Consider the following 24,916-nt stretch of genomic DNA (forward strand, 5'->3'; position numbering starts at 1 on the left):
AGGAGCCGGACACCCCGGGAGGGTGCGGGCCGGATCGCCTCGGGCTGATCCGTCCCGCGCCATTCCCGGGGCTTCGCACTACCGCAGATTGTGCTTCGCGTTGGCGAAGAGCATCTGGCTCAGCACCTCCCAGACGAGCCGCGCGGTGATGTTGCTGGGATCGTACAGCGGGGCGAGTTCGACGTTGTCGACCGCGCTGGGCCCCCGCTCCCCGATCATCTGACCGATGCGGATGATCTCGGGACCGGTGAAGCCGCCCGGCTCGGGGCCCGTCGTGCCCGGGGCGTAGGCGGAGTCGATCACGTCGCAGTCGAAGGACACGTAGACGCCGTCGACGCCGTCCCAGGCCTGGTCGAGCGCCTCGGCGATGGTCTTCTCGAAGCCTCCCCGCCGCACGTCGGACATGGTGACCACGTTGATCTCCCGCCGCTTCACGGCCTCCCACCAGTCGGGCACGTTGATCGTGCCGCGCGCGCCGATGGCGACGACGTTCTCGGGGCTCACGTTCGGGAGGTCGGCGGCCCGCACGAGCCCGCTGCAGTTGGTCTGATACTCGCCGCCGATGTCCTCGCCCGCGTCGAGGTGGGCGTCGAGGTGCACGTACCCCATCTTGCGATCGCTGCCGAGGTGCTCCGACAGAGCGCGGGTTCCCGGCACGCACACGGAGTGGTCGCCGCCGACGATGAGGGGCATGGCGCCGGCATCCAGGATCTTGGCGATCTCGGCCTGCACCATCTCGTGCGTGCGCTCGAGATTGCCGACTGCGACCGGGCTGTCGCCGCAGTCGACGAGGTCGTAGCTCTCGAAGAGATCCACGTCCCACTCGAACGACCAGGGGAACGTCATGTTCGAGGCGATGCGGAGCCCTCGCGGCCCGTTCGAGCTTCCCGGGCGCTCGATCGCGGCGTTGCCCCCCTCGTAGGGGAAGCCGAGGAACGCCGCCCTGGGGCGCCGGTCGCGCAGCTCATCGGTGGGCACGTGCGGGGCGCCCAGAAGCGAGATCACCCCGCTCGAGATGGCCGCGAAATTACTGATCTGGTTGTGCGCACTCACGATATTTCCCTCAAAACTCCGATTCGATCACTGCGGTCCGAATTATGGCCCCTGATCTTCATTACAGCGCCGTAATTCGTCGCTAGTATTGCACATTAGGCCGAGATAAGGGTACCTTCAAGTCGCTGGAATGTTGAGGACAGGAACATTGGAGTTCACATGAGCCAATCAGGCACGCTGGCGGCGCCCGAGCCGGGCAGAACGATGAAGCGAGAGTTCACGACGGGCTCGGCCCTGTCGATGGCCTTCGTCTTCATCTCGCCCATCGTCGCGATCTACAGCGTCTTCGGCGTCGGGCTGCAGGCCGTCGGGCCCGGCTTCTGGTGGGGCTGGGTGGTGGTGTTCGTCGGCCAGACCTTCGTCGCCCTCACGCTCGGCGTGCTGGCCTCCCGCTGGTCGGACGCGGGCGGCGTCTACCAGTGGTCTCGTCGCCTGCTCGGGGAGCGCTACGGCTGGTTCGCCGGCTGGACCTACATCTGCGCCCTGCTGATCGCACTGACCTCGGTCTCGTACAGCGCGGCGATCTTCGTCGCCGCGCTCTTCGACCTCGACGCCGGCAACGTCGCCCTCGTCACGCTGCTGGCGATCGGCATGCTCGCCGTGACGACCGCGCTGAACCTCGCCGGGCGCTGGGTGGTGAAGGCGATCGCCTACGCCTGCGTCGCGGCGGAACTCGTGGCGTCGATCGGCATCGGCGTCTACCTGCTCCTCTTCGAGCGTCACAACAGCCCGGCGATCCTCTTCGAAGGCCTCGATCTCTCGCCGGGCGGCGCCCTGCTCTCGGCCCCGCTCGTGCTCGCCCTCGTCTTCGCCGGCTGGTCGGCACTCGGTTTCGAGAGCGCGAGCACCATCGCCGAGGAGGTGCACGAGCCGCGCCGGGCGGTTCCCCGCGCGATCGTCTGGTCGATTGTCCTCATCGCCGTCACGGTGCTCTTCACCGGCCTGGCCTTCATCCTCGCGATCCCGAGCGCCGATTTCCTCACGAGCACCGAGGCCGCGGCCGACCCGGTGCTCGCGATCCTCGCCCACTACCTGCCCGGCGAAGCGGTCAAGGTGATTCTCGTGATGTTCATCATCGCGTTCCTCGCCAGCCTCATGAGCATCCACACCGCGGTCTCCCGAGTGATCTGGGTGTACGGACGTGACGGCAAGCTGCCCTTCGCCAGCTCCCTCGGCAAGCTCCGCGGGCGGCAGTCGCTGCCCATCACCGCTACGCTCGTGGCCGGCATCATCCCGATGCTGCTCTTCATCCCGCTGCAGAGCGAGGGCATGTACAACATCCTCATCGCGTTCACAGTGATCGGCTTCTTCCTCGCATTCACGTTCCCGGTGCTCGGGTTCGCGATCGCGAGGGCCACGAAGCGGTGGACGCCCCCGAGCGACGAGCCGCTGTTCCTCGGCCGCTGGGGCGGCCCGGTCTCGTGGATCGCGCTGGCGTGGCTGGTGTTCGAGACGATCAACGTGCTGTGGCCCCGCGAGAGCGGCGGCGGTTGGCTCGCCGACTGGTCCTCGGTGCTCGCGACCCTGCTCATCGCCGGCATCGGCGCGGTGATCTACATCACCATGCGGAAACGCTCGCCCGGCATGGATGATCGGGCGCTCACCCGACCCGAAACCGTGGTGGGCGTCGACTGAGGCCGTCTCGCCGCTCCGGCCCGTCCTCCCGTTCTCCGGGAGGGCGGGCCGGGCCCCGCACCGCGCCCCTCGCGCCCTCGCGCTCTCCGCGTCCCTCGCCCGCCGAACCGAAGATCATATCCGGCATTCGCACGGCGGCACCAGCCCCTCCCGCGCGACGCCGGTCTCGCCGATACTGAGTGTCCCTGCACGAAGGAGCACGCCATGACCGACAGCACGCAGCCGCCTGCGGCCCCGCCCATCACGAACATCCACGACGACTCCGACGAGCTCGAAGCCACGATCCCGCTCCCCCGATACCGGCCCGAGCGCCTTCTCTGAGACCGCTTCCGCCCGCACCCTCCCGCGGGGTCGCGAGCCGGCGCGCAGCCGCAGGCGACCGCCCGCCCCGCCCGCTCCACCCGCCACGCTCCGCGCCCGGCGAACAGCTCCGCGAGTGAACCCCGCCCCGTTCGGGTAAGGGGAGGGGGACCGCAGACGGCACGAGCACGAGACGAGGAGCGCGCATCATGACGACCGAGGGCACGAACACCGACCCGCACACGAACGCCGACCCTGGCACGAGGTCGAACCCGGGCGCGGGCGAGGGCATCGCGATCACGGATCCCCACGACGGCACCCCGGTCGGCACGGTGCCGGTCGCCGCGGAGAGCGCGATCCGCGAGGCCGTCGCGCGGGCTCGAGGAGCCTTCTCCGCCTGGCGCGCGACCCCCGCGGCCGAGCGGGGAGCGGCGCTCCGCCGCGCCGCGCACGCGCTCGGCGAGCGGGAGGACGATCTCGCCGACCTCAATCACCGCGAGACGGGTCGGGACCGGGAGGAGGCCGCGGGCGGAGTGCGGGCGGCCGTCGACACGCTGCTGCAGTACGCCGAACTCGCCCCGCTCCATCGCGGGCGCAGCCTGCTGGGGGAGAATGAGGCTCTGGATCTCATGCGCGCCGAACCGCGCGGGGTCGCGGCACTCGTGACCCCCTGGAACGACCCCGTCGCGGTGAGCGCCGGCCTGATCGGCGCGGCCCTCGGTGTCGGCAACACCGTCGTGCACAAGCCGAGCGAGCGCTGCCCGCACCTCGGCCGGCTGCTCGGGGAGGTGCTCGAGCCGCACTTCCCGAGCGGCGTGATCGCGACGGTCATCGGCGGCTCGCGCGAGGGCGAGATGCTCGTGGGCTCGCCCGACGTCGACGTCGTCGCGCACGTCGGCTCCACCCTCGCAGGTGAGCGCATCGCCCGCATCGTCGCTCTCACGGGCGCGCACCTCATCCGCGAGAACGGCGGCAACGACGCGCTGATCGTCGACGCCGACGTGGATCCCCGCTGGGCCGCCGCCCAGGCGGCGGTCGGCGCCTTCTCGAACAGCGGGCAGATCTGCACGGCCGTGGAACGCATCTTCGTGCACCGCGACATCGCCGACGAGTTCCTGGCGGCGCTCGCGGAGGAGGCATCGGATCGCACCGAGCGCGGGGTCGTCGCACCCCTCGTCGACGAGCGGATGCGCGAGACGGTGCACGCCCACGTCGCGGACGCCGTCGCCTCGGGCGCGCGGGTGCTGACGGGCGGGGAGCTGCCCCAGGGGGCCGGCAGCCGCTACCCCGCGACCGTGCTCTCGGACTGCGCGCCGAGCATGCGGATCTTCTCGGAGGAGACGTTCGGGCCGGTCGCCGCGGTGATGACGGTCGACGGCTTCGCCGAGGCGGTCGAGTCGGCCGCGCACGACGACTACGGCCTGGCGGCCACCGTGCTGACCGCCGATCTCGCCCACGCCCACCACGCGATCGACGCGCTGCCCGTGGGAACGGTGAAGGTGAACGCCGTGTTCGGGGGCGCCCCGGGCGGGTCGGCGCAGCCCCGCGGGCGCAGCGGATCCGGCTTCGGCTACGGCCCCGAGCTGCTCGACGAGATGGCCACCGTCAAGGTGGTGCACCTCGGTGCGGCCGTGCGTCGCTGAGGATCCGGCGGTGAGGGTCCGGCGGATCGCTACGCCGCCGTGGGCGCGCTCGACGGCACCGAGCCCCGGTTGGTGAGTTCGGCCGCGTCCATCACGACGGCGCGCAGGCCGCCCGAGAGGCGCAGCACCCGTCGCTGGCGGTCGGCACCCGTGCCCTCAGCGAGGATGCGCTCGAGGCCGCTCTCCACAAGCTCGCGATCGCCCGCGTGGTCGAGCGCGGAGGCGACGTGGGAGAGCAGGGTCGCGACCGCCGCACGGGGGCTGCGGGGCGCCCCGAGGATCGGATCGACGAGACCGCTGCCGCCGATCCCGAACCGGCTCGCCGACCACATGGCGACCCGCAGCAGGCCGGTCTCCGCCGGTGAGGGCGCCGCACCGCGCCGCCAGTCCCGCGACGCGGTCTCGACGAGCGCGCGCACCAGGGCGGCGATCACCACGGCGTGGCCCGCGTCCATGCAGACGTCGGCCACCCGCACCTCGACCGTCGGGTAGTGATCGCTCAGACGGGCGTCGAAGTACACCATGCCGGAGTCGAGCACGACGCCGCTGCCGATGAGCGACTCGACGATCCGGTGGTACTCGCCGGGCGATCCGAAGACGTCGTAGGCGCCGGCCGACGGCCAGCGGCCCCACACCTGGTAGCGGTAACTCGCGTACCCGGTCTCCTCGCCCATCCAGAACGGCGAGTTGCTGCTCAGCGCCAGCAGCACGGGTAGCCAAGGCCTGATGCGGTCGAGCACCGCGACGCCCTCGGCGTCGCTCGACACGGCCACGTGCACGTGGAAGCCGCAGGTCAGCTGCTCCCGCATCGTGAGACCGAAGCGCTTGCCGATCGCGGCGTAGCGGGGGCTCGGCGTCAGGTGGGAATCGACGGGCAGCGCGCTCGTGCCCATCGCCACCGCGCGGGCGCCCACGCGGCGCGCCGCCTGATCCGCCAACCGTCGCCCGTCGAGGATCGACCGCGCGAGCTCGTCGAGAGTGGCGCAGGGGGGCGAGACGATCTCGATCTGCTCCCGCTTCACCTCCCGGTCGAACCCGGGAGGGGCGGTGCCGCCCCCGAGGGCCGCTGAGCGGCGCTCCCCGGGGCCGCGCTCCCCGTCGCCGGGCCCGGGATCACGGCGCTCGCCCCCGAGCAGCACCTCTGCGGCATCGATCACCGCTTCGACGGCGGCGATCGGCTGACCCGAGTGGCGGTCCACCAGCAGCAGCTCCTCCTCGACCCCGACCGTGCGGGGCGCGGATTCGGCGTTCCTCGCGACCATGCTGATCCTCCCGTCCACCGCTCTCGAGCCGGTCATCCGTACCGGCGGCCAGCCGATCCCGAGCCGCTCCGGCCCGTCGGCTGCGCCGCCGACACGTCGTCGGGAATCGCATCCAGCTTCGAGGGTGGGGCAGCGCCCGGTAAGCCCCTTGACTTTTGGCCCGGGCTCCCTCAGGGGCCTGCGAGGCTCTCGGTCCACCTCAGCACGGCCACCGGCTGCCGGGGCGCGCGGTCCGGTCGCGGCTCGTCCGCGGCCGCGTAGTCCTCCTCGAGCACGTGCAGCTGCGCGCCCGTGAGGATCGCCGCTCGGGCGAGCGCCTCGTCGGCGGGCCGCGATCCGAGGCTCGCCGCCTCGCCGGGCACCGACGCGCCGCCGAGTGCGACCCACGGCGCGGAGTCGAGCGCTTCGAGCCGTTCCGCGCCCCGACGGCCCTCGCCGTCCTCGCCGCTCTCGACGTCCGTCTGCTCGGCGTCGATCGAGCGCCCGTCGATGAGCAGCGTCTCCACGCGCGCCTGCTGCAGCGCCTCCACGACGGCGCCCATGCCTCTCGCGCCCCGGCTCCCGTTCTCGGCGGAGGCGCGGTCGAGCGCCTCCTCGACGGCGCGGTGCGTGCGCTCCGTCAGCGCATCGGCGATCGCGTCGTCGAGCACCCGCTCGTCGGACCCCGCCGCGCGGGTGTGCGCTTCGACCTCCACCACGAGCTCCCGGCTCGCCGGCGCGAGGCGCTCCCGCAGCAACTGCCGCGCCCGAAGGTCGCCCGCGAGCACCACCACGACCGGACGTTCCTCCCGCACGAGGCGGTCGACCACCTCTGCGACCTCGGACTGGTTGTGCTTCCAGATCTCCTCGGAGTGGCGCTGATACCGGGCGTGCGACCACCCGCCGGCCTGCACCTTCGGCAGGCTGTCGTCGCGGCCCTCCACCTCGACGACGTGCTGCGGTGCGGATCGGTCGGCCGACTCGGCGCGCACATCCGCGCCCTCGCGCCCGGTCTCCACGACGAGGTACCGGATCGACGACGCCCGATGCCGCAGCAGCGGCAGGATCTCGGGCACCGGGCCGTGCCCGAGCCGTTCCGGCCCGCGGCGGGGCTGCGCGAAGCTCGCGTCGAGCGCCACCTCGCCGCCGCGCACGAGCAGGTACCGGGCAGATGGGCTCGGCACGCCGGTCGCCTGCTCCAGGGCGCGCAGCACCGCTCGTGCATCCTGCTCGGGGGCTCCCAGTTCGAGCAGCCGGTCGCGCACGGAATCCCTGCGCGACTCCTCGACCACCTGGGGCTCGGCGCCCGGCCCGTCGACGTAGGCGAACGTCCACGGCCCCGGCTCGGCGAGCAGTTCGGCGAGATCAGCGTTGGCGGTCATACGTCGCCCTCCTCCCCGTCGCGGCGGTCTCCTCGGAAGGCGCGCTCCACCTCGGGCGCGTCGGTGTCGTCGGGCAGCGGTTCGCTCTCGCGGAACGGTTCGACGTGCGGGCTGCCCCCGTGGCCCTGCACCATCCCTCGCGTCTCCTGCTCGAGCTGCTCGTCCTGCTGGGGGCCGTGCTTCGTGTTGCCGCGCTCCGCGTTCATCGTGCTCTCCTCCCGGTCGCTGTCGTCGCACTGGATCGTTTCGGGCCACGATAGATCGGCGGCCCGCCCGATGGGAGCGGGTTGACGCGTCCGGCGGCGGGCGCTAGAGGCGACCGCACCGCCGCTTAGCAGAGCCGGGATCGCGGAACAAGCCCCGCCCGCGCCGGACGAGACGCGGGTAGCATCGGGCACCCCACGATTCGAAAGGCGGTGCCCCGCATGCAGCAGGATGAGCGAGAGAACGTGCCGTCGCCGGAGGAGCGCCGGGGGCAGGATCCCGAGCAGCCGACCGCGACCGCGCCGGATTCGGTGGATCGGTCCGTACCCACCGCCGATCAGGCGGGCAAGGTCGGGCCGGACGCCGCGGATCCGCCGCGGGCCGCCGACAAGCACGAGCCTGACGATCGTGCGGCCGTGCAGAGCGGGAACGCGGATCAGGACCCCGAGCTCGACGCCGACGAGGGCGCCGACGCGTTCGAGACGGCCGAGGAGGCCGACTCGGGCGCATACACCGGCGGACCCGAACGACGGGACGAGGATCACATCACCCTCGACACCCCCGACTGACCGGGTGCGCCACCCGACTCCGGGGGGAGAGGGGAAAACGGAAGCCCCCGCCGAGGCGGGGGCTTCCGTGCTGTTCGGCACATGGCGGAGACGGGGGGATTTGAACCCCCGGTCAGGTTTTAGCCCGACCCTTCATTAGCAGTGAAGTCCGTTCGGCCGCTCCGGCACGTCTCCATACGCGAACAACGTCATCCATTCTAACCGGACGATGCGGCCCACGGGAAATCGCCCGGTTTCCGCGCGCCCAACCGCGAAGGGAGGGGATCAGCAGGGGCAGCGCGAGCCGGACGCAGAGAAAGAAAGAGAGTAGAGAGAGCGAGAGAGCGAGCGGCGCCGGATCCGGCTCAGCGCCGGGGCACCCCGCGCAGCGCCCGCTCGTAGACGTCGATCATGCGCGCGGTCTGCGCCGACTGCAGGAAGCGCCTCCCCTCCGGCTCGGGCACGCGCAGGCCCTCGCCCCGCTCCCCGGACTCGACGAGCCCCGCCGCCAACTGCTCGGCGGCGACCCGCAGGGTGCGCGCGAGCGCGGCGACGCTCTCGTCGGCCACGCGCCACTCGACCGAGGCGGCGACGTCGTCGGCGATGTCGTGGTCGCAGAAGACGGTCGGCGTGCCGAGCGCAGCCGCCTCGAAGGGGGTGAGGCCCTGCGTCTCGAAGCCCATCGAGGTCTGCACGAGGGCGTCGGCGTCGCGCATCGCGGCGAGCGCGTCGCGGTAGGGCACCGGGCCGGCGACGGCGACCCGGTCGGTGAGGCCGTGGCGGGCGATGCGCTCGCGCACGCGGGGCAGCAGCAGGCCGGCCCCGTGCAGCACGACGTCGGCGTCGATCCCCGACTCCGCGACGGCGTCGATGAACTCGAGCACCCGTTTCTCGTGGCTCATGCGCCCGAGCCACACGAACCTCGGCCGGTCGCGCGGCGAGCGGGGCGTCGCCCGCACCTCGTCGATCGCGGCGTCGTCGACGCCGCCCCGCGTGACGAGCACCTCGTCGGCGACGCCGTGGCGTTCGAGTTCGTGGGCGAAGTGCTGCGACGGGGCGGTCACCGCGGTCGCCTCGGCGGCGAGTTCGGCGAGGTAGCGCCAGGCGCCGTGCGCCGCCCGGGCGACGACGCCCCGCGGGCGGCCGAGCACGAGCCCCCGCCACGCGCGCAGCCCGAGGAACACGATCGGGGCGAGCGGTGTGACGGCGCGGGTGCCCTCATCGACGTGGTTGTGCATCGTGTGCACGATCGGCAGCGCCGCGCCCCGCTCGCGCGCGGTCGCGAACCCGCGCGCCGCCCCGCCCCGCCCGCGCGCCGCTCCGATCCCGCGCGCGGCGCGCAGCCCGATCATGGCGCCCCAGAAGTCGCCCTGCACGTGCACGAGGTCGACGGGCGGTCGCTGCGCGAGCGCCTCGGCGAGCGCGCGGTCGGAGCGCCGCCCGGGCCAGGTGATGCCGTACTCGCGGTCGCGGGTGATGGGCCGCGACGGCAGGTCGACGTAGGCCTCGCGGTCGGCCTCGGCGGGCGCGTAGCCGGGGCGGTGCAGCGCGGGGGCGGCGATGGTGACCCGGTGCCCGCGGCGTTCGAGGTGCTGGCGCTGCAGCCGGATCGCCACCTGCACGCCCCCGAGCGACTCGGGGTGCTGGTCGGTGACGATGAGCACGTGCATGTCAGGCGTCGCCCCGGTACAGCGACTCGAAGGTGTCGAGGGTGCGGTCGATGTCATGCACCTTGACGGCCTCGAGCGACGCCTGCTGCATGCGCCGGTACTGCTCGGGCGCGAGCCCCAGCACGGCTTCGACGTGCTCGGCGAGCTCTCGGTCGTTGCCGGCCTGGAAGAGATGCCCGTTCTCGCCCTCCTGAACGAGGTGCGGCAGCGCCATGGCGTTGGCGGCGACGATCGGCAGCCCCGATGCCATCGCCTCCATCGTCGCGATCGACTGCAGCTCGGCGATCGAGGCGATCACGAACACGCTCGCCTCGGTGAGGTGGGCGCGCAGCTGCTGGTCGCTCACGCGGCCGGTGAAGCGCACGCGATCCGCGATGCCGAGATCCTGGGCGAGCTTCTCGAGGCTCTTGCGCTGGTCGCCGTCGCCGACGACGGTGAGGCTCACATCGAGTTCGGGATCGATGCGCGGGATCGCGCGCAGGATCACGTCGATCTCCTTCTCGAGCGTGACCCGTCCGACGAACACGAGCCGGTTCGCGGTGCGCGGTTCGAGGTCGGCGGTGTAGTCGGAGGCGCGCAGCCCGCAGCTGACGGGCAGCACCCCGCGGCGGTGGGTGTTGCGCTCGAGGAAGTCGGCGGCGCGGCGCGTGGGCGTGGTGACGGCGGCGGCGCGGGTGAGCACGCGGTCGGCGTCGTTCCACCCCCAGCGCACGAAGACGCGTTTGGCGCGCTCGGGCAGCAGGGTGAAGTCGAGCACGTTCTCGGGCATGACGTGGTTGGTGGCGACGATGCGGATGCCCCGCTTGGCGCCCTCCTTTGCGAGGGCGCGCCCCACGACGATGTGCGACTGGATGTGGATGACGTCGGGCCGCACGGCGTCGAGCAGCTTGCGGGCGTAGGAGCGGGCGCGCCAGGGCAGCACGAAGCGCAGCCAGTCGTGCGGGTACCAGCGCCAGCTGGTCCACCGGTGCACCGTCATGCGCTCGCCCTCGATGGTCTCGGAGAAGCTGCCCGTGCGGTTCATCCGCTTCGAGGGGGCGACCACGTGCACGTCGTGCCCGCGCTGCACGAGCCCCGCCGCCAGGCGCTCCGCGAAGCGGGCCGCTCCGTTGACGTCGGGTGAGAAGGTGTCGCATCCGATGAGGACGCGAAGAGGGGGCTGGCGATCGGTGGTGCTCACGGTGTGCGGGAGTCCTTCGGTCGATGGGGTGTTGCCGGTGGGCGAACGCACTCAAGTGTATGCAGCGACGCCTCGGAATCATCGCAGCGCTGCGCCGAGTCGGCGCAGGCCGCTCCGAGGGGCCGATCAGGCGCCCGAGGGGGTGCGGGGCGCGGGCGGCTCGGGATCAGGATCCGGATCGGGGCCGCGTCCCGGGTCGCTCCGCATGCGGGGCACGTAGCGCGGGATCCAGCGCGCGAAGCCCGCGGCGCCGAGCACCGCGAGCACCCCCGTGACGGTGCTCGCGAGGGGCAGCGACACCGCGGCGATGGCGGAGACCGCGAGGGGCGCCGCAGCGCCGCCGAAGTCGGTGAGCGTGCGCCACGCCGCGAGGTAGGGGGCGGGGTTGCCGCGGGGGGCGAGGTCGGCGCCGAGGGTGAGCAGGATGCCGCTCGACAGTCCGTTGCCGATGCCGATCACCACCGAGCAGCCCACCAGCCACCAGACCGCCCCGGGCAGGTCGTGGGTGGTGGCGAGCAGCAGGAAGCTGAGCGCCATCGCCACGGTCGCCGGCAGCGCCGCCCACAGGCGGCCGAATCGGTCCATCACCTGGCCGCTCACGTAGAACAGCGCGAAGTCGATCGTGCCGGCGATGCCGACCACGAGCGCGACGCCCGTCGCGTCGAGGCCGATCGAGACGCCCCAGAGCGGCAGCAGCACGTCCTTCACGGAGCGCAGCCCCGAGAGGATCGCCGCCGAGCCGCCGATGCGCAGCAGCGGTTCGCGGCCGACGCGGATCGCGCCGATCACCCCGCTCGATCCCGGGGCGGGCCCGGGCCCGGTGGTGGCTGGGCCACCCGGGGGGCGGTCGGACAGCAGCCGCTCGGGATCCGGAGCGAATCCCACGAGCAGCGCGGTGAGCGCGAGACAGACGACGAACGCCCAGACGGGCGCCTCCTGCGTGCCGGTGAGGCCCAGCAGACCGGCCGCCAGGAAGGGCCCCGCGAACCTGCCGAAGCGGTGCGACCCTCCGATCAGCGACAGGGCCCGGGCTCGGAACGAGACCGGCACCCGGGTCGTCATGAGCGAGTGGCGCGCGAGGCCGAACGTCGCCTCGGCGAAGCCGATCACGAACACCGACGCTCCGAGCACGGCGAGGCTCGGGGCGAGCGCCACGCCCAGCGCGCCCGCGAACGCGACCGCGGACGCGATGAGCATCGCGATCCGCTCCCCCGACCGAGACACGAGCCAGCTCGCGGGCAGGTTGCCGAGCAGGCGGCCCACGACCACGGCCGAGGCGATGACGCCGGAGAGGCCGAGCCCGGCGCCCTGCGACACGGCGATGACGGGCACGATCGGCAGCATCGCGTAGGCGCCGAGGGTGAACAGGATCGTGGGCCCGTAGATGCTCGGGGCGAGGCGCAGCAGCAGATCCCGTGTGGAGTTCGACATGTCACCTCCAGCGTACGCCCGCGGGCGGTCGGATCGCGCCGGGCGCCGGGTGCCGGGCGGAGGTCGGCCGGGGGGCGGCCGGCTCCCGGCCGAGACGGAGGCGGAATACTAGCTCTTTTCAGCCAGTGCGTCTGCGCGCTGGTGATCGACGCATGAGGCGAGCACGCTGGATCGGTGCCCAACATCCACTCGGAAGCCGCGCTGAAGATCGGCCGTCGCGTACGCGAGGTGCGGCATCGACTCGGCATCTCGCTCGAGGATCTCGGCGAGCTCTCCGAGATCAGCTGGACGAGCATCGGCAAGATCGAGCGCGGCGTCTCCAGCCCCACGGCCGAGACCCTCGTGCGCCTCGCGACCGCACTCGAAGTCGACCCGGGCAGCTTCCTCTCGGGCCTGACCGCCGACGACTACGGCGCCCGCCTGCACCAGCTCTCGGCCCGGGATCTCATCAGGGCGCGGGCCGAGCAGGGCCGCGGGCGGCGCCGGCGCAAAGCCTGAAGGGGGTCCGCAACCGGCCCGACCGGAGTCGTCAGGCCAGCCGTCTCAGCGCAGCGTCGCCGACAGCACCGTGAAGGTGCGATCGCGGGCGACCTCGCGCACGGGCCCGATCTCGCGCTCCACGAGCGATCGGTAGCGCAGGTGCGAGTTGAAGACGAGTCGCAGCTCGCCGCCCGGCGCCAGCGCACGACGGCACGCGCGGATCAGGCGGTGGGCCACGCCGGCGTGCACCGTCGATCCCGTGTGGAAGGGCGGATTGAGCAGGATCAGCTCGGCCCACCCGTCGGGCACGGCGTCGAGCGCGTCGGCGCGGTGGATCGCGACGCGATCCGCCACCCCGGCCTCCATCGCGGTGAGCCGCGTCGCCGCGACGGCCGCGGTCGACTGATCGGTGGCGACCACCCGTGCCGCCGACCACCGCAGCGCGGCCGAGACGGCGAGCACCCCGTTGCCGCAGCCGAGATCGACCACCCTCGCGGGTCCAGCCCCGCCGTCCGGCGAGCCGCCGCCGGCCTGCGCGTCGCCGAGACCCTCGAGCAGCAGCCGGCTGCCGTGGTCGAGCGTCGCGCCGCCGAAGGTGGCCCCGAACGCCGCGACGCGGAACGCGAGCGCCGGGTCGGAGCCCCAGCGCGGAAACGGCGCCGGCCCCGCGTCCCGCGGCCCGCTCGCGGTCAGCACTCGGGCCTTGCGCCGCCCCAGCCCTGCAGAGACCTCTCCGAAGTATCGGCCGAGCACGCCGTTCTGCGCGACGGTCATGTGCTTCACCCGGCCGCCCGCGTACACGCGCACGCCGGGGTGCGCCCAGCGCGCGATCGACCAGGCGATCTCGTCGAGCGCGTCGAGTCCCCGAGGCAGCTGCAGCAGCACGAGCCGTGCACCCCGCAGCAGCGACTCGTCGAGCGGGTGCGAGGCGTGCAGGCCCGCGAACCCGAGGCGCTCCGCGTTCGCCTGCAGCGCGAGCTCGCCGAGCAGCGGGTCCTGGTGCACGCGGATCCCCCGCGCTCCGAGCACCGCGGCCCCCAGGGTCAGCGCCCCGTGGCGGTCGCCGATCACGACGACGTCGCCGTCGCCGGCCTCCCGCAGCTCGGCGGCTGCGGTATCGAGGATCAGCTCGTCGGCGGAGTCGTACGCCTGCAACTCGGGGGCGTCGAAGTCGGGATGTCGCGAGAGGCGCGCGAAGAGCTCGGCTACGGCTTCCACACGACGACCTCGGCGTTGCGGCGCACGCGGGTGCCGCGACGCAGCGTGATCACCTCGCCGCCCGCGGCGCCCGCGGCGAACACGCGCCGCTCGGGTCGCTGCAGCCGCTCCTCGGCGAGGGCGTGCTCGAGGTCTCGCACGCGATCCTCGAGCTCGCGCACGCGATCCTCGAGGTGCAGCACCCGCCGGATCCCCTCGAGACTGAGCCCCTCGGCCGAGAGCCGCGAGACCTCGCGCAGCCGCGCCACGTCGTGCAGGGAGTACCGGCGGGTGTTGCCGCGGGTGCGCTGCGGCGACACGAGCCCGATGCGGTCGTATTGGCGCAGGGTCTGCGGGTGCATCTCGGCGAGTTCGGCCGCGGCGGCGATCGCGAACACCGGGGTGTAGCGATCCATCTGCGGTTCTGCCATGCGACTCACCTTCCTCGGGTCAGCCCCGGGCGCGCGACAGGAGATCCTCGCGCGGATTCTCCTGGGGCTCCACCTGTCGGAACGCCTCGAGGGCTTCGCGGGCCTGCTCCGAGAGGTGCGACGGCACGACCACCTGCACCTCGGCGAGCAGGTCGCCGGTGCCCTTGGAGCTCTTCACTCCGCGGCCCTTGACCCGCAGCACCCGGCCGCTGGGCGTGCCCGGCTGCACCTTGAGGCGCACGGGATCGCCGCCGAGCGTGGGCACCTCGACGGTGCCTCCGAGCGCGGCCTCCGAGAAGGTGATCGGCAGCTTGAGGCGGAGGTTCTGCCCGTCGCGCTCGAAGACCGGGTGCTTGCGCACGCTCACCGTGAGGATGATGTCGCCCGACGGCCCGCCGTTGGGGCTGGGATCGCCCTTTCCGCGCACCTTGATCTTCTGCCCGTCCGAGACGCCGGCCGGGATCTTGACCTTGACGGCCCCGTTCGGGGTCTGCAGCGTGACGGTCTTGCCCTGCACCGCGGTCTCGAAGTCGAGTGTGGTCGTGGCCTGGATGTCGCGCCCCGGCTGCGGCACGCTGGGGCCGCCGCCGAACAGGTTGAAGATGTCCTCGTAGTTCTGCCCGCCCTGCGGGAAGCCGCCCTGGTAGCTGAAGTTCGCGCCGCCGCGACCGCCGCCGAACATGCCTCCGAAGATGTCCTCGAAGCCCTGCGCGCCTCCACCGCCCGCGGTGAAGCGGGCGCCGCCGGCGCCCATGGCGCGGATCTGGTCGTACTCGGCTCGCTGCTCCTTGTCGGAGAGCACCGAGTAGGCCTCGCTGATCTCCTTGAACTTCGCCTCGGCGACCGTGTCACCCGGGTTGGAGTCCGGATGGTACTTGCGGGCGAGCTTGCGGTAGGTCTTCTTCAGCTCGGCATCGCTCGCGTCCTTCGAGACGCCGAGGACGGCGTAGAAGTCTTTCTCGAGCCAATCCTGACTAGCCATCTGCCCCCACCGCCACCGCTACCTTGGCGGGGCGCAGCTCGACGTCGCCGACGCGGTACCCCCGCTCGATCACGTCCAGTACCGTCTGCTGCTCCGTGCCGGGAACCGGCACCTGGGCGATGGCCTCGTGCAGCTGCGGGTCGAAGGGCTCGCCCTTCTCGCCGTAGCTCTCGACGCCGAGGCGCTCCATGGTGCCGCGGATCTTCTGGGCGATCGTGGCGAACGCGGAGCCCTCCACGAGGTCGCCGTGCTGCTCGGCGCGATCGAGGTCGTCGAGCACGGTGAGCAGCGGGGTGACCGCCGCCGCGACGGCGCGCTGCTTCTCGAGCTGGGCGTTGGCCTCGGTGCGCTTGCGGTAGTTCGCGTACTCCGCGCTGAGACGGCGCAGATCCTCGAGGTAGGGGTGCTCCTCCGCAGGGGCGCCCTCGGCCTCGTCGGCCGTCTTCGCGTCGGAGCTCTGCTCAGCGTTCAGGATGTCGTCGACGGTGAACCCGTCTTCCTGCGGCACGGGGCCGGAGGCGTTCGCCTCCGGCCCCGTCGTCGCAGGAACATCGTCGCTGTTGGGGTCTTCGCCCGGCGTGCGCTGTTCCTGATCCGCCATGGTTACTTCTGCTCCTCGTCCTCGACGACCTCGGCGTCCACCACGTCGTCGTCGTTCGACTCCCCGGAGCCGGCATCGGTCGTGGGCTGCTCGGCCTGGGCGGCCGCGTAGATCGCCTCGCCGAGCTTGGTCTGGCTCTGGCCCAGCTTGTCGGCGGCCGTCTTCACGGCATCGTCGTCATCGCCGGCCAGTGCCTGCTTCAGCGCGTCGAGGTCGCCCTGCACCTCGGTCTTGACGTCGTCGGGAAGCTTGTCCTCGTTCTCGGAGATGAGCTTCTCGACCGAGTAGGCCAGCTGCTCGGCGTTGTTGCGCTGCTCGGCGGACTCGCGGCGCTTCTTGTCCTCGGACGCGTGCTCCTCGGCCTCGCGCACCATGCGCTCGATGTCCTCCTTGGAGAGCGTCGAGCCGCCGGAGATGGTGATCGTCTGCTCCTTGCCCGTGCCCTTGTCCTTCGCGGAGACCTGCACGATGCCGTTGGCGTCGATGTCGAAGGTCACCTCGATCTGGGGGATGCCGCGGGGCGCGGGAGCGATGCCGGTGAGCTCGAACGTGCCCAGGTTCTTGTTGTCGCGAGTGAACTCGCGCTCGCCCTGGAAGACCTGGATCGCCACCGAGGGCTGGTTGTCCTCGGCCGTGGTGAAGGTCTCGCTGCGCTTCGTGGGGATGGCGGTGTTGCGCTCGATCAGCTTCGTCATGATGCCGCCCTTGGTCTCGATGCCGAGGCTCAGAGGGGTCACGTCGATGAGCAGCACGTCCTTGCGCTCGCCCTTCAGCACGCCGGCCTGCAGGGCCGCGCCCACGGCGACGACCTCATCGGGGTTGACGCCCTTGTTGGGCTCCTTGCCGCCGGTGAGCTTCTTCACCAGCTCGGTGACGGCGGGCATGCGGGTCGAGCCGCCGACGAGCACCACGTGGGCGATGTCGGAGACCTTGACGCCGGCTTCCTTGATCACGTCTTCGAAGGGCTTGCGGGTGCGCTCGAGCAGATCCTTGGTCAGGTCCTCGAACTTGGCGCGGGTGAGCGTCTCGTCGAGGTTGGCGGGGCCGTTCTCGGTGAGCGAGAGGTAGGGGAGCTGGATCTGGGTGCTCGTCGAGTTCGAGAGCTCCTTCTTGGCCTGCTCCGCGGCCTCCTTGAGGCGCTGCAGCGCGATCTTGTCATTCGAGACGTCGACGCCGGTCGAGGCCTTGAACTGCTCGGCGAGCCAGTTGACGATGCGCTGATCCCAGTCGTCGCCGCCGAGGCGGTTGTCGCCGGCGGTGGCGCGCACCTGGATGGTCGAGAAGTCGTCGTCCTTGCCCACCTCGAGCAGCGAGACGTCGAAGGTGCCGCCGCCGAGGTCGAAGACGAGGATGAGCTCGTCTTCCTTGCCCTTGTCGAGGCCGTAGGCGAGGGCCGCGGCGGTGGGCTCGTTGATGATGCGGAGCACGTTGAGGCCCGCGATCTCACCGGCCTCCTTGGTGGCCTGGCGCTCGGCGTCGTTGAAGTAGGCGGGCACGGTGATGACCGCGTCGGTCACCTTGTCGCCGAGGTAGGTCTCGGCGTCGCGCTTCAGCTTCATGAGCGTGCGGGCGCTGATCTCCTGCGCCGTGTAGCGCTTGCCGTCGATCTCATCGCTCTTCCAGTCGGTGCCCATGTGGCGCTTGACCGAGGCGATGGTGCGGTCGACGTTGGTGACGGCCTGGCGCTTCGCGGTCTCGCCGACGAGCACCTCTCCGTCCTTGGTGAATGCGACGATCGACGGGGTCGTGCGGAACCCCTCGGCGTTCGCGATGACGGTGGGCTCGCCGCCCTCGAGCACGGCGACCACCGAGTTGGTGGTGCCGAGATCGATGCCTACTGCACGTGACATGTGTTCTCCTTACGGTTGCTGTTCCGGATCCGCTCCCCCGATCCGGAGGTGGCATCCGCGGCCTTGCGCTCAGGGCCGACCGGTTATCGGGCCAGACCTTGAGCCTGATGCACTCAAGTTTACTCGAGGCCACCTCGCCGTCAAGTCCGCCCGGGTAAACTTGAGCCGAACACACTCAACTCTCAGGGTTCACCCGGCGCCTCCCTCGTGTTTCCCTCGATCGAGTACAGTGACCACATGAGCGACATCGCCTCAGATCCCGCGCTGCACGAGAACCACTTGCACGATCCGCAGGCTCCGGGCGTCAAGAAGCGCACGATATTCGCCTGGTCGCTGTGGGACTGGGGATCCGCCGCATTCCAGGCGGTCGTCACCACCTTCGTCTTCACCGTCTACATCACCTCGTCCGCCTTCGGCCCTGAGGAGCAGACCTCGGTCGCCCTCGGCACCACGCTCTCGATCGCGGGCGTCGCCGTCGCGCTCTTCGCGCCGCTCTTCGGGCGCCTCACCGACGCCACCGGTCACCGCAAGCACTCGCTCGCGGTGACGACGGGCATCGTCATCGCCTGCACCGCGCTCATGGTGCTCGTCGCCCCCTCCCCCGACTACTTCATGCTCGGGCTGGTGCTGCTCGCGATCGGCAACATCGCCTTCGAGTTCGCGAGCGTCAACTACTACTCGATGCTCACCCAGCTGTCGACGACCCGCAACGTGGGCCGCGTCTCCGGCTTCGGCTGGGGCATGGGCTACCTCGGCGGCATCGTACTGCTCACCATCGTGCTCGTGGGCTTCATCCTGCCCGACACCGGGTGGTTCGGCGTCACGAGCGACGGCGGCTGGAACGTGCGCGTCGCCATGGTCGTGTGCGCGCTCTGGTTCGCGGTCTTCGCGATCCCCACCTTCTTCGCGGTGCCCGAGGTCTCGGCCGACCGCGATCGCCGCGTCGTCGGCGTCATCGCCGGCTACCGCGCGATCTTCCGCAGCATCGCGCAGCTCTGGCGCACCTCCCGCCACACGCTGTTCTTCCTCATCGCGAGCGCCATCTTCCGCGACGGGCTCGCGGGCATCTTCACCTTCACCGGCATCGTCGCCTCGCTCTCGTTCGGCTTCGACCCCGCGACGGTCATCATGTTCGCGATCGCGGCGAACGTCATCTCGGGTGTCGCCACCATCTTCGGGGGCGTGGTCGAGGATCGCTTCGGCGCCAAGAACGTCATGACCGTCTCGCTCGTGCTGCTCGTGATCGGGCTGATCCTCATGTTCGCGCTCGCCCCGCTGGGCGCGCCCGCGTTCTGGACCGTGGGCCTGTTCGCGACGATCTTCGTGGGCCCCGTGCAGGCCTCGAGCCGCAGCTTCCTCGCCCGCCTCACGCCGCCCGGCAAGGAGGGCGAGATGTTCGGGCTCTACGCCACCACCGGTCGCGCCGTCTCGTTCCTCGCACCGGCGATGTTCACCCTCGCCGTCGCGATCGGGGACGCGACGATCTTCGGCATCCTCGGCATCGGGCTGGTGCTGCTCGTGGGCCTCGTGCTGCTGCTGCCGGTGCGGGTTCCCGCAGACGCCTAGACCTCCCCCGCCGAACCCGAGCCGCCTCGCGCGGATCGACCGGCGGCGGGAATCCCGCCCGTGTCGATGCTGCGACGCTTGTCGCGCCGCTCGACGGCGAGGCTCACCAGCATGAGCGCGAGTCCCGCGCCGGTGAGGATCGCCCCCACCCAGCCGGGCGCCAGGTAGCCGAAGCCCGCCGCGATCACGACACCGCCGAGCCAGGCGCCCAGGCTGTTGGCGATGTTGAAGGCGGCGTGATTGAGCGCGGCGCCCAGCAGCCTCGCCTCGTTCGACACCCTGATGAGCCGTGACTGGAGCGACGGCATGAGCAGCGCCGACGTGCCGCTCGCGAGGAAGGCGAACACGAAGAGGCCGACCGGGGTGTGCGCGAAGACGGTGTAGAGCACGAGCGCGACGAGTGAGAGCGCGAGTCCGAGCGCGGCGGCCCCGCCGGAGCTGCGGTCGGTGAGCACACCGCCGACCAGGTTGCCGATCGTCATGCCGAGCCCCATCGCGGCGAGCACCCACGGCACCGCCGCGACCCCGAGCCCGACCTCGCGCGTCGTCACCTCGGCGATGTACGAGTACACGGCGAAGAAGCCGCCGAAGCCGATCGAGCTCACCCCCACCATGATCCACACGCGCGGATTGCGCAGCGCCGAGAGCTCCCGCAGCGGGCTCCTCGTCGGGTCGCCGGGGTAGCGCGGCAGCAGCACGAACACGAGCAGCAGGGTCGCCGCGAAGAGCAGCGCGACGAGCCCGTAGACCCACCGCCAGCCCAGCTGCTGTCCGACCATCGTCGAGAGCGGCACCCCGATCACGTTGGCGAGCGTCAGGCCCGACATGGCGAGCGCGATCCCCCGCCCCTGGCTGCCCGGTCCCATGAGGCGCCCCGCGAGCAGCGACACCACGCCGAAGTAGGCGCCGTGCGGCAGCCCGGCGACGAAGCGGAAGACCGCGACCGAGCCGAACGTCGGCATGAGCGCCGAGGCGAGCGTGCCGAGGGTGAGCAGCGCCAGCAGCCAGTAGGTGAGCGTGGTCTGCGACATGCGCGCCCCGAACACCGCGAAAGCCGGAGCCCCCACCACGACGCCCAGCGCATACCCCGTGATGAGCACGCCGGCGTGCGCGATCACCTGGGGCGGATTCTGCTCGTAGTCCGGCAGCAGGTCTCGCGCGATGTCGGGCAGCAGGCCCATCGTCGCGAACTCGGTGATGCCGATCGCGAAGCCGCCGAGCGCGAGCGCGAAGAGAGCCAGGTTGCGTCGGAGCCGGGTGATCTCGGGCACGGGCGCGCCGCCTTTCGTTTCGGGATCGCGGGCCCTACCTGAGGCGTCGCTGCTCGAGCTCCCAGTACTCGAGGCCGAACGCCTGCGCCTCGGTGACCGTGCGGTAGCCGCCGAGCCGTTCGGCCGCCTCGATCACCCGGATGGTGTGCCGGTAGATGTCCATGACGGCCCCCGCAGCCTTCGCATCGGCGCCGACGGCGACGAGCCCGAGATCGGGGTGCAGCACCACGCGCGGGATCGGATCGAGCATCACGAGCGCCTCGTCGGCGCCGCGGTTGCGCTCGAAGTACCGGCGGTACTCGGCGACTTTTCGNGCTGGTGCGCAAAATCGTTTCGAAAAGACGTAACCCGCCACGTCGTCGCCGAGCAACGGCACCCGCTTGGTTCGGATGACGTGCTCGAGCGTCGTCGGGCCGAGGCCGGTGAGCCGCTCGAGGTCGGGGCGCGCCAGGAAGGCGCGCACTTCGTCGTCGTCGCAGCGCAGCGCGTGCACGTGACCGGCCGAGTAGCGCCGCAGTTCGGTGAGCAGGGTGCGCGCCTGCTCGGAATCGCCGGGGCGCAGCTCGCTCACGGTATCGGCGAAGGGGGCGCGGATCGGCCGGCCGAGCGCGGCGATGCGCGCCTCGGCGCGCTCGACCAGTTCGAGGTGCAGTGCGAGCGCCTCGTCGACGGTGTCCCCCATGGTGAAGAGACCGTGGTGCTGCAGCACGATGGCGCGCGCGCTCGAGCCGGCCCCCCGCCACAGTTCGGGCACGACCTTGGCGAGGTCGAAGCCGGGCATCACGTACGGCACGGGGACCACCTCGTCGCCGAGCAGCTCGGTCACGAGATCGAGCCCTCGCTCGGTGTCGGTGATCGCCACGATCGCGTCGGCGTGGGTGTGCAGCACGGAGGCGAAGGGGAGGGCGTGATGCAGCAGCGCCTCGATGGTGGGGGCGGGCCTGCCGGGCTCGACCGTGGCCGCCGCATAGCCGTCCATCATCTCGGTGTCGCTCAGCGAGGCGCCCTCGAGCATGCGTTCGAGGTCGGCGCGTCGCAGCTGCACGAGGCCCTCGGGGGCGAGCGCGCCGAGGTCGAAACCGGAGGCCTTCGCCCAGAGGAAGTCGTGATCCTTGGCAGAGGTGTTGCCGCCGCCGTGGAGCACGAGGAAGGGGTCTCCTCCCAGACGGCGGGAGGCCTCGACCGTCCGCCGCCTCAGCGCTTCGGCGGGAGCTCCGCGCTGGTCCGTCGCCATCCTGTTCCTCCTTCTCCGCCGCCCCAGGCGGCTCCCCGATGAGCGCGCGGTCGGCGCCGGAGCGCCGACCGCCGCGCCCTAGTCTTCCGCGCCGCTCGAGAGCTCGCGGTACTCGGCGTGCGCCTCCTCGGCGGTCGCCCCGCCGTGCACGACCGAGCGCACAGCCTGGATCATGGCTGCCGGAGCCTTCCGCTGGAAGATGTTGCGGCCCATGTCGACGCCGGCTGCGCCCTCCGAGATGGCCCGGTGCGCCATGGTGAGCGCCTCGAGCGACGGCAGCTTCTTGCCGCCCGCCATGATGACCGGCACGGGGCAGCCGGCGGTGACCTGCTCGAAGCCCTCGGGGCAGTAGTAGGTCTTCACCATCTGCGCGCCGAGCTCGGCGATGATGCGGGTCGAGAGGCCGAGGTAGCGCGAGTCGCGGGTGAGCTCCTTGCCGACGGCGGTGACCCCGAGCACCGGGATGCCGAGGCGCAGGCCGGCATCGATCTGCTGGGTGAGGTTGTGCACCGACTGCGTCTCCTGCTCGCCGCCGATGAACACCTGCACCGCGACGGCCGCCGCGTCGATCCGCGCGGCGTCCTCCATGTCCATCGCGATGCGCTCGTCCGAGAGATCCTTGAGGATCGACGGACCGCCCGACGCCCGCACCACGAGCGCGGTGTCGAGCGAGGCGGGCACGACGGAGCGCAGCACGCCGCGGGTCGCCATGAGGGCGTCGGCCTGGGGCGCGAGGGGCACGATGTTGAGGTCGACGCGCTCGAGGCCGCTCGTGGGGCCCTGGAAGTAGCCGTGGTCGAACGCGAGCATCACGGTGCGGCCGTCGTCCTTGAAGATGCGGGAGAGGCGGTGGCGCATGCCGAAGTCGAGCTGACCGGCGCCCTTCACGGGCGACCCCGCGGTCACCTGCGGGGTGCCGAGGCCGAAGTCCTTCGAGTCGATGTTGCCTTCAAGATCTGCCATGGTGGATCCTTTCTCGATGATTCGCTGGAGTGTCGCGCGCGACGACGCGCGAAGCTGAGGGTCTGGTCTAGGCGTCGCCCTTGGCGCGGGCGATGGCCTCCGTCGGTACGGGGTCGCCCGGCACCCAGGGCACCTGCACGCCGTCGGCCGGATCGTAGGGCGCCTTCACGAACAGGGCGCGGAACAGCTCGTCCGACTCGTTCACGAAGTAGTGCATCTCGCCGGGGTCGCAGCGCACCACGTCGCCCGCGCTCAACCGGTAGCTGCGCTCGCAGTCGATCCAGAGCGTGCACGTGCCCTCGAGCACGACGAAGCTCTCCTCGATCTGCGCGTGGTAGTGGTTCGAAGCGTCGTCGCCGGGGCGAAGCTGCACCACGCCGAAGTCGGTGCGGGGGCCACGGAGCAGGTACCCGGGGCCGTACTCGCCGAACCGGTACTCCGCCTTGCTCGTCTGCGTCAGTTCCATGCTTGCTCGTCTCTCTTTCCGCTGTTAGCTTCCCGGTGCACGCCAGAGCGACGTCGTGATCCCGGCATTCATGAGGTCCCGCTGCGGGGCGTAGGCCTCGGCCCATCGCTCCCTCACGCCCTCGTAGGTCTGGTGCGCCTCCGCGTCCGGCTCGACGGCGCCGTCCCAGGCGAGCCACGAGCGCGCCGCCGCCGAGGGGGTCTCGAACTCGCCGGCTCCGGCGGCCGCGCAGGCCGCGGCGCCCTGGGCCGTCGCCTCGGTGACGGCGGGGATGCGGATCGGGCGGCCGAGCACGTCGGCGACGATCTGGGCCCACACGCCGCTCTTCGCCGAGCCGCCCGCGAAGATCACCTCGTCGGCGTGGGTGCCGCTGAATCCCTCGACCATCTCGAGGTTGAGGGCGGCGACGATCGCCGCGTTCTCGAGCAGGGAGCGGAACATGGCCGCCCGCACCCGCGCGCCTCCCTCGAGGGAGAGGTTGAGGAACGAGGGCGCGGCGTGCTTCCACCGCCGGTAGTTCATGACGTCGGAGAAGATCGGGATGACGCCGTCGGAGCCGATCGGGATCCCGGCTGCGGCCTCGGTGAGGATGTCGAGCGGGTCACGACCGGTCTCGCGGGCGCGCTGCTGCTCCTCGTGGGCGAAGGTGTCTCGGAACCAGCGCACCGCGGTGCCGGTGTGGAAGGCGATGGCCTCGGCCTGCCAGAGGTCCGGGACGGCGGCGGCGTTGACGCGCACCCGCATCTCGGGGTCGGCGGACGCGGTGGGCAGGTTCACGAACTGCTGCCAGAAGGTGCCGGCGATGATCGCGGCCTCGCCCGGCTCGGTGAGGCCGAGCCCGAGGGCCGCGAGCTGCGCATCGCCTCCGCCGAGCACCACGCGGGTGCCCGTGCCGAGGCCGGTCTCGGCCGCCGCAGCCGCGGTGACGGTGCCGATCGCGGTGCCGGGCTCCTCGGTGCGGGGCAGCAGGTCGTCGCGCAGGCCGCACATGCGCAGCAGCTCGGGATCGCCCCGGCGCGAGCCCAGCGAGACGAAGCCCGACGTGGAGCCGTTCGACGGCTCGATGGCGCGCTCCCCGCTCAACCGGTACAGCACCCACTCGCTGAGCATGAGCACCGTGTCCGCGCGCTCGTAGAGGTCGGGGCGGTGCGATTTCAGCCAGCGCAGCCGGGGCCCGGCGGCGAGTGCGAAGGTCTGCCCGGTCGCGGCGTAGATCCGCTCCTCGAGTCGAGGGTCGGCGGCGAGCGCGCGCACCTCGGCCTCGGCGCGGGCGTCGACGTTGGCGCACGCCCAGATCTCGCGCCCCTCGGCGTCGAGCAGCACGATGCCCTCGCGCATCGAGGTGGAGCTCACCGCGAGGATGTCGTCCCCGCGGAGGCCGGCCTTCGCGAGCGCCTCGCGCACGATCTCGACGATGAGCGCCCAGTTGCGCTCGGTCGCGAAGCCCATCGAGCCCGGAACCCCCGGTTCGGGGTCGTGCTCCCAGCTGCGCTGGGAGATCGCGACGGGGGATCCGTGCAGGTCGAAGATGCAGGCGCGCACCGATCCGGTGCCCGCGTCGATCGCCATGACGTGGCTCATGCGTGTA

At 71.7% G+C, this 24,916-nt stretch carries 22 protein-coding genes and 1 tRNA gene; 5 read left to right on the forward strand and 18 right to left on the reverse strand.

The genetic code is table 11. The features are described 5' to 3' along the window. Positions 1-78 precede the first annotated feature (78 nt). Positions 79-1,053, reverse strand: coding sequence for an agmatinase family protein (locus H490_RS22960; RefSeq protein ID WP_017883802.1), 975 nt, complete (start codon positions 1,051-1,053; stop codon positions 79-81). 159 nt (positions 1,054-1,212) lie between these two features. Here H490_RS22960 and H490_RS22965 point away from each other — a divergent pair, with 159 nt between their 5' ends. Further along, complete coding sequence (locus H490_RS22965) at positions 1,213-2,688, forward strand: APC family permease (protein WP_017883803.1); 1,476 nt, start codon at positions 1,213-1,215, stop codon at positions 2,686-2,688. 509 nt (positions 2,689-3,197) lie between these two features. Further along, positions 3,198-4,631, forward strand: a complete 1,434-nt coding sequence (locus H490_RS22970) for an aldehyde dehydrogenase family protein (RefSeq protein WP_017883805.1) — start codon at positions 3,198-3,200, stop codon at positions 4,629-4,631. A 29-nt stretch (positions 4,632-4,660) separates the two neighbouring features. Here H490_RS22970 and H490_RS22975 read toward each other — a convergent pair whose 3' ends face one another. The 3 genes from H490_RS22975 to H490_RS22980 all read right to left on the reverse strand — a co-directional run bounded on the left by H490_RS22975 (position 4,661) and on the right by H490_RS22980 (position 7,460). Continuing rightward, on the reverse strand, positions 4,661-5,893 hold the full coding sequence (locus H490_RS22975) for a carboxylate-amine ligase (RefSeq protein ID WP_017883806.1): 1,233 nt from the start codon (positions 5,891-5,893) through the stop codon (positions 4,661-4,663). A gap of 170 nt (positions 5,894-6,063) precedes the next feature. Beyond that, a complete protein-coding gene (locus H490_RS0115855; protein ID WP_017883807.1) occupies positions 6,064-7,254 on the reverse strand; it encodes a Vms1/Ankzf1 family peptidyl-tRNA hydrolase in 1,191 nt (396 codons plus the stop codon). Further along, on the reverse strand, positions 7,251-7,460 hold the full coding sequence (locus tag H490_RS22980) for a hypothetical protein (RefSeq protein ID WP_017883808.1): 210 nt from the start codon (positions 7,458-7,460) through the stop codon (positions 7,251-7,253). The genes H490_RS0115855 and H490_RS22980 overlap by 4 nt, the downstream gene beginning before the upstream one ends. Before the next feature lie 219 nt (positions 7,461-7,679). Between H490_RS22980 and H490_RS22985 the strand changes: the two genes are divergently transcribed. Further along, positions 7,680-8,027, forward strand: coding sequence for a hypothetical protein (locus H490_RS22985; protein ID WP_152424228.1), 348 nt, complete (start codon positions 7,680-7,682; stop codon positions 8,025-8,027). Positions 8,028-8,109: 82 nt separating this feature from the next. Here the strand turns inward: H490_RS22985 and H490_RS22990 are convergent. From H490_RS22990 to H490_RS23005, 4 genes are all read right to left on the reverse strand, one after another. Beyond that, positions 8,110-8,201 (reverse strand) — tRNA-Ser (locus H490_RS22990). A gap of 170 nt (positions 8,202-8,371) precedes the next feature. Then, complete coding sequence (locus H490_RS22995; RefSeq protein WP_017883810.1) at positions 8,372-9,676, reverse strand: glycosyltransferase; 1,305 nt, start codon at positions 9,674-9,676, stop codon at positions 8,372-8,374. Between the two features lies 1 nt (position 9,677). Then, the gene (locus H490_RS23000) at positions 9,678-10,856 is read right to left on the reverse strand and encodes a glycosyltransferase (protein WP_031289943.1); all 1,179 of its coding nucleotides are present in this window, start codon (positions 10,854-10,856) and stop codon (positions 9,678-9,680) included. Positions 10,857-10,982: 126 nt separating this feature from the next. Continuing rightward, positions 10,983-12,287, reverse strand: coding sequence for an MFS transporter (locus H490_RS23005; RefSeq protein ID WP_017883812.1), 1,305 nt, complete (start codon positions 12,285-12,287; stop codon positions 10,983-10,985). A 174-nt stretch (positions 12,288-12,461) separates the two neighbouring features. Here H490_RS23005 and H490_RS23010 point away from each other — a divergent pair, with 174 nt between their 5' ends. Further along, positions 12,462-12,785 carry a helix-turn-helix domain-containing protein gene (locus tag H490_RS23010; RefSeq protein ID WP_017883813.1) on the forward strand — a complete coding sequence of 108 codons (324 nt, stop codon included), beginning with the start codon at positions 12,462-12,464 and terminating at the stop codon, positions 12,783-12,785. 45 nt (positions 12,786-12,830) lie between these two features. Here the strand turns inward: H490_RS23010 and H490_RS23015 are convergent, their stop codons facing one another. Genes H490_RS23015 through dnaK form a run of 5 tightly spaced genes read right to left on the reverse strand, consistent with a single transcriptional unit; the run spans position 12,831 to position 17,828 of the window. Further along, entirely contained in the window at positions 12,831-13,985 is a 1,155-nt protein-coding gene (locus tag H490_RS23015) for a class I SAM-dependent methyltransferase (protein WP_017883814.1), read from the reverse strand. After that, the gene (locus tag H490_RS23020; RefSeq protein ID WP_017883815.1) at positions 13,973-14,395 is read right to left on the reverse strand and encodes a heat shock protein transcriptional repressor HspR; all 423 of its coding nucleotides are present in this window, start codon (positions 14,393-14,395) and stop codon (positions 13,973-13,975) included. The genes H490_RS23015 and H490_RS23020 overlap by 13 nt, the downstream gene beginning before the upstream one ends. 19 nt (positions 14,396-14,414) lie before the next feature. After that, a complete protein-coding gene (locus H490_RS23025; RefSeq protein ID WP_017883816.1) occupies positions 14,415-15,377 on the reverse strand; it encodes a DnaJ C-terminal domain-containing protein in 963 nt (320 codons plus the stop codon). Further along, on the reverse strand, positions 15,370-15,978 hold the full coding sequence (locus tag H490_RS23030) for a nucleotide exchange factor GrpE (protein ID WP_017883817.1): 609 nt from the start codon (positions 15,976-15,978) through the stop codon (positions 15,370-15,372). Before H490_RS23030 ends, H490_RS23025 begins: the two co-directional genes overlap by 8 nt. Before the next feature lie 2 nt (positions 15,979-15,980). Beyond that, positions 15,981-17,828, reverse strand: a complete 1,848-nt coding sequence (dnaK, locus tag H490_RS23035) for a molecular chaperone DnaK (protein WP_017883818.1) — start codon at positions 17,826-17,828, stop codon at positions 15,981-15,983. Between the two features lie 237 nt (positions 17,829-18,065). Here dnaK and H490_RS23040 point away from each other — a divergent pair, with 237 nt between their 5' ends. After that, positions 18,066-19,394 carry an MFS transporter gene (locus H490_RS23040; protein ID WP_017883819.1) on the forward strand — a complete coding sequence of 443 codons (1,329 nt, stop codon included), beginning with the start codon at positions 18,066-18,068 and terminating at the stop codon, positions 19,392-19,394. On the opposite strand, the gene H490_RS23045 is transcribed toward H490_RS23040, so the two are convergent. From H490_RS23045 to lsrK, 5 genes are all read right to left on the reverse strand, one after another. Next, a complete protein-coding gene (locus H490_RS23045) occupies positions 19,391-20,665 on the reverse strand; it encodes an MFS transporter (RefSeq protein WP_017883820.1) in 1,275 nt (424 codons plus the stop codon). The two genes, H490_RS23040 and H490_RS23045, sit on opposite strands and share 4 nt — an antisense overlap. A 34-nt stretch (positions 20,666-20,699) precedes the next feature. Further along, positions 20,700-21,899 carry a class II aldolase/adducin family protein gene (locus tag H490_RS23050; RefSeq protein WP_017883821.1) on the reverse strand — a complete coding sequence of 400 codons (1,200 nt, stop codon included), beginning with the start codon at positions 21,897-21,899 and terminating at the stop codon, positions 20,700-20,702. 78 nt (positions 21,900-21,977) lie between these two features. Beyond that, entirely contained in the window at positions 21,978-22,862 is an 885-nt protein-coding gene (gene lsrF, locus H490_RS23055; RefSeq protein ID WP_017883822.1) for a 3-hydroxy-5-phosphonooxypentane-2,4-dione thiolase, read from the reverse strand. A 67-nt stretch (positions 22,863-22,929) separates the two neighbouring features. Then, positions 22,930-23,328: a cupin domain-containing protein gene (locus tag H490_RS23060; RefSeq protein ID WP_017883823.1), complete on the reverse strand. Its 399-nt coding sequence runs from the start codon at positions 23,326-23,328 to the stop codon at positions 22,930-22,932. Positions 23,329-23,352: 24 nt separating this feature from the next. Further along, positions 23,353-24,909 (reverse strand): autoinducer-2 kinase, encoded by a 1,557-nt coding sequence (gene lsrK / locus H490_RS23065; protein WP_017883824.1) that lies wholly within the window; start codon positions 24,907-24,909, stop codon positions 23,353-23,355. Positions 24,910-24,916: the final 7 nt, after the last annotated feature.

The organism is Leucobacter sp. UCD-THU, from assembly GCF_000349545.1.
Lineage (GTDB): Bacteria > Actinomycetota > Actinomycetes > Actinomycetales > Microbacteriaceae > Leucobacter > Leucobacter muris.

Coding starts and splice junctions, on each gene's coding strand:
- H490_RS22965 (WP_017883803.1), top strand. CDS start 1,213: ATGAGCCAATCAGGCACGCTGGCGGCGCCCGAGCCGGGCAGAACGATG.
- H490_RS22970 (WP_017883805.1), top strand. CDS start 3,198: ATGACGACCGAGGGCACGAACACCGACCCGCACACGAACGCCGACCCT.
- H490_RS22975 (WP_017883806.1), bottom strand. CDS start 5,893: ATGGTCGCGAGGAACGCCGAATCCGCGCCCCGCACGGTCGGGGTCGAG.
- H490_RS0115855 (WP_017883807.1), bottom strand. CDS start 7,254: ATGACCGCCAACGCTGATCTCGCCGAACTGCTCGCCGAGCCGGGGCCG.
- H490_RS22980 (WP_017883808.1), bottom strand. CDS start 7,460: ATGAACGCGGAGCGCGGCAACACGAAGCACGGCCCCCAGCAGGACGAG.
- H490_RS22985 (WP_152424228.1), top strand. CDS start 7,680: ATGCAGCAGGATGAGCGAGAGAACGTGCCGTCGCCGGAGGAGCGCCGG.
- H490_RS22995 (WP_017883810.1), bottom strand. CDS start 9,676: ATGCACGTGCTCATCGTCACCGACCAGCACCCCGAGTCGCTCGGGGGC.
- H490_RS23005 (WP_017883812.1), bottom strand. CDS start 12,287: ATGTCGAACTCCACACGGGATCTGCTGCTGCGCCTCGCCCCGAGCATC.
- H490_RS23020 (WP_017883815.1), bottom strand. CDS start 14,395: ATGGCAGAACCGCAGATGGATCGCTACACCCCGGTGTTCGCGATCGCC.
- H490_RS23025 (WP_017883816.1), bottom strand. CDS start 15,377: ATGGCTAGTCAGGATTGGCTCGAGAAAGACTTCTACGCCGTCCTCGGC.
- H490_RS23030 (WP_017883817.1), bottom strand. CDS start 15,978: ATGGCGGATCAGGAACAGCGCACGCCGGGCGAAGACCCCAACAGCGAC.
- dnaK (WP_017883818.1), bottom strand. CDS start 17,828: ATGTCACGTGCAGTAGGCATCGATCTCGGCACCACCAACTCGGTGGTC.
- H490_RS23040 (WP_017883819.1), top strand. CDS start 18,066: ATGAGCGACATCGCCTCAGATCCCGCGCTGCACGAGAACCACTTGCAC.
- lsrF (WP_017883822.1), bottom strand. CDS start 22,862: ATGGCAGATCTTGAAGGCAACATCGACTCGAAGGACTTCGGCCTCGGC.
- H490_RS23060 (WP_017883823.1), bottom strand. CDS start 23,328: ATGGAACTGACGCAGACGAGCAAGGCGGAGTACCGGTTCGGCGAGTAC.
- lsrK (WP_017883824.1), bottom strand. CDS start 24,909: ATGAGCCACGTCATGGCGATCGACGCGGGCACCGGATCGGTGCGCGCC.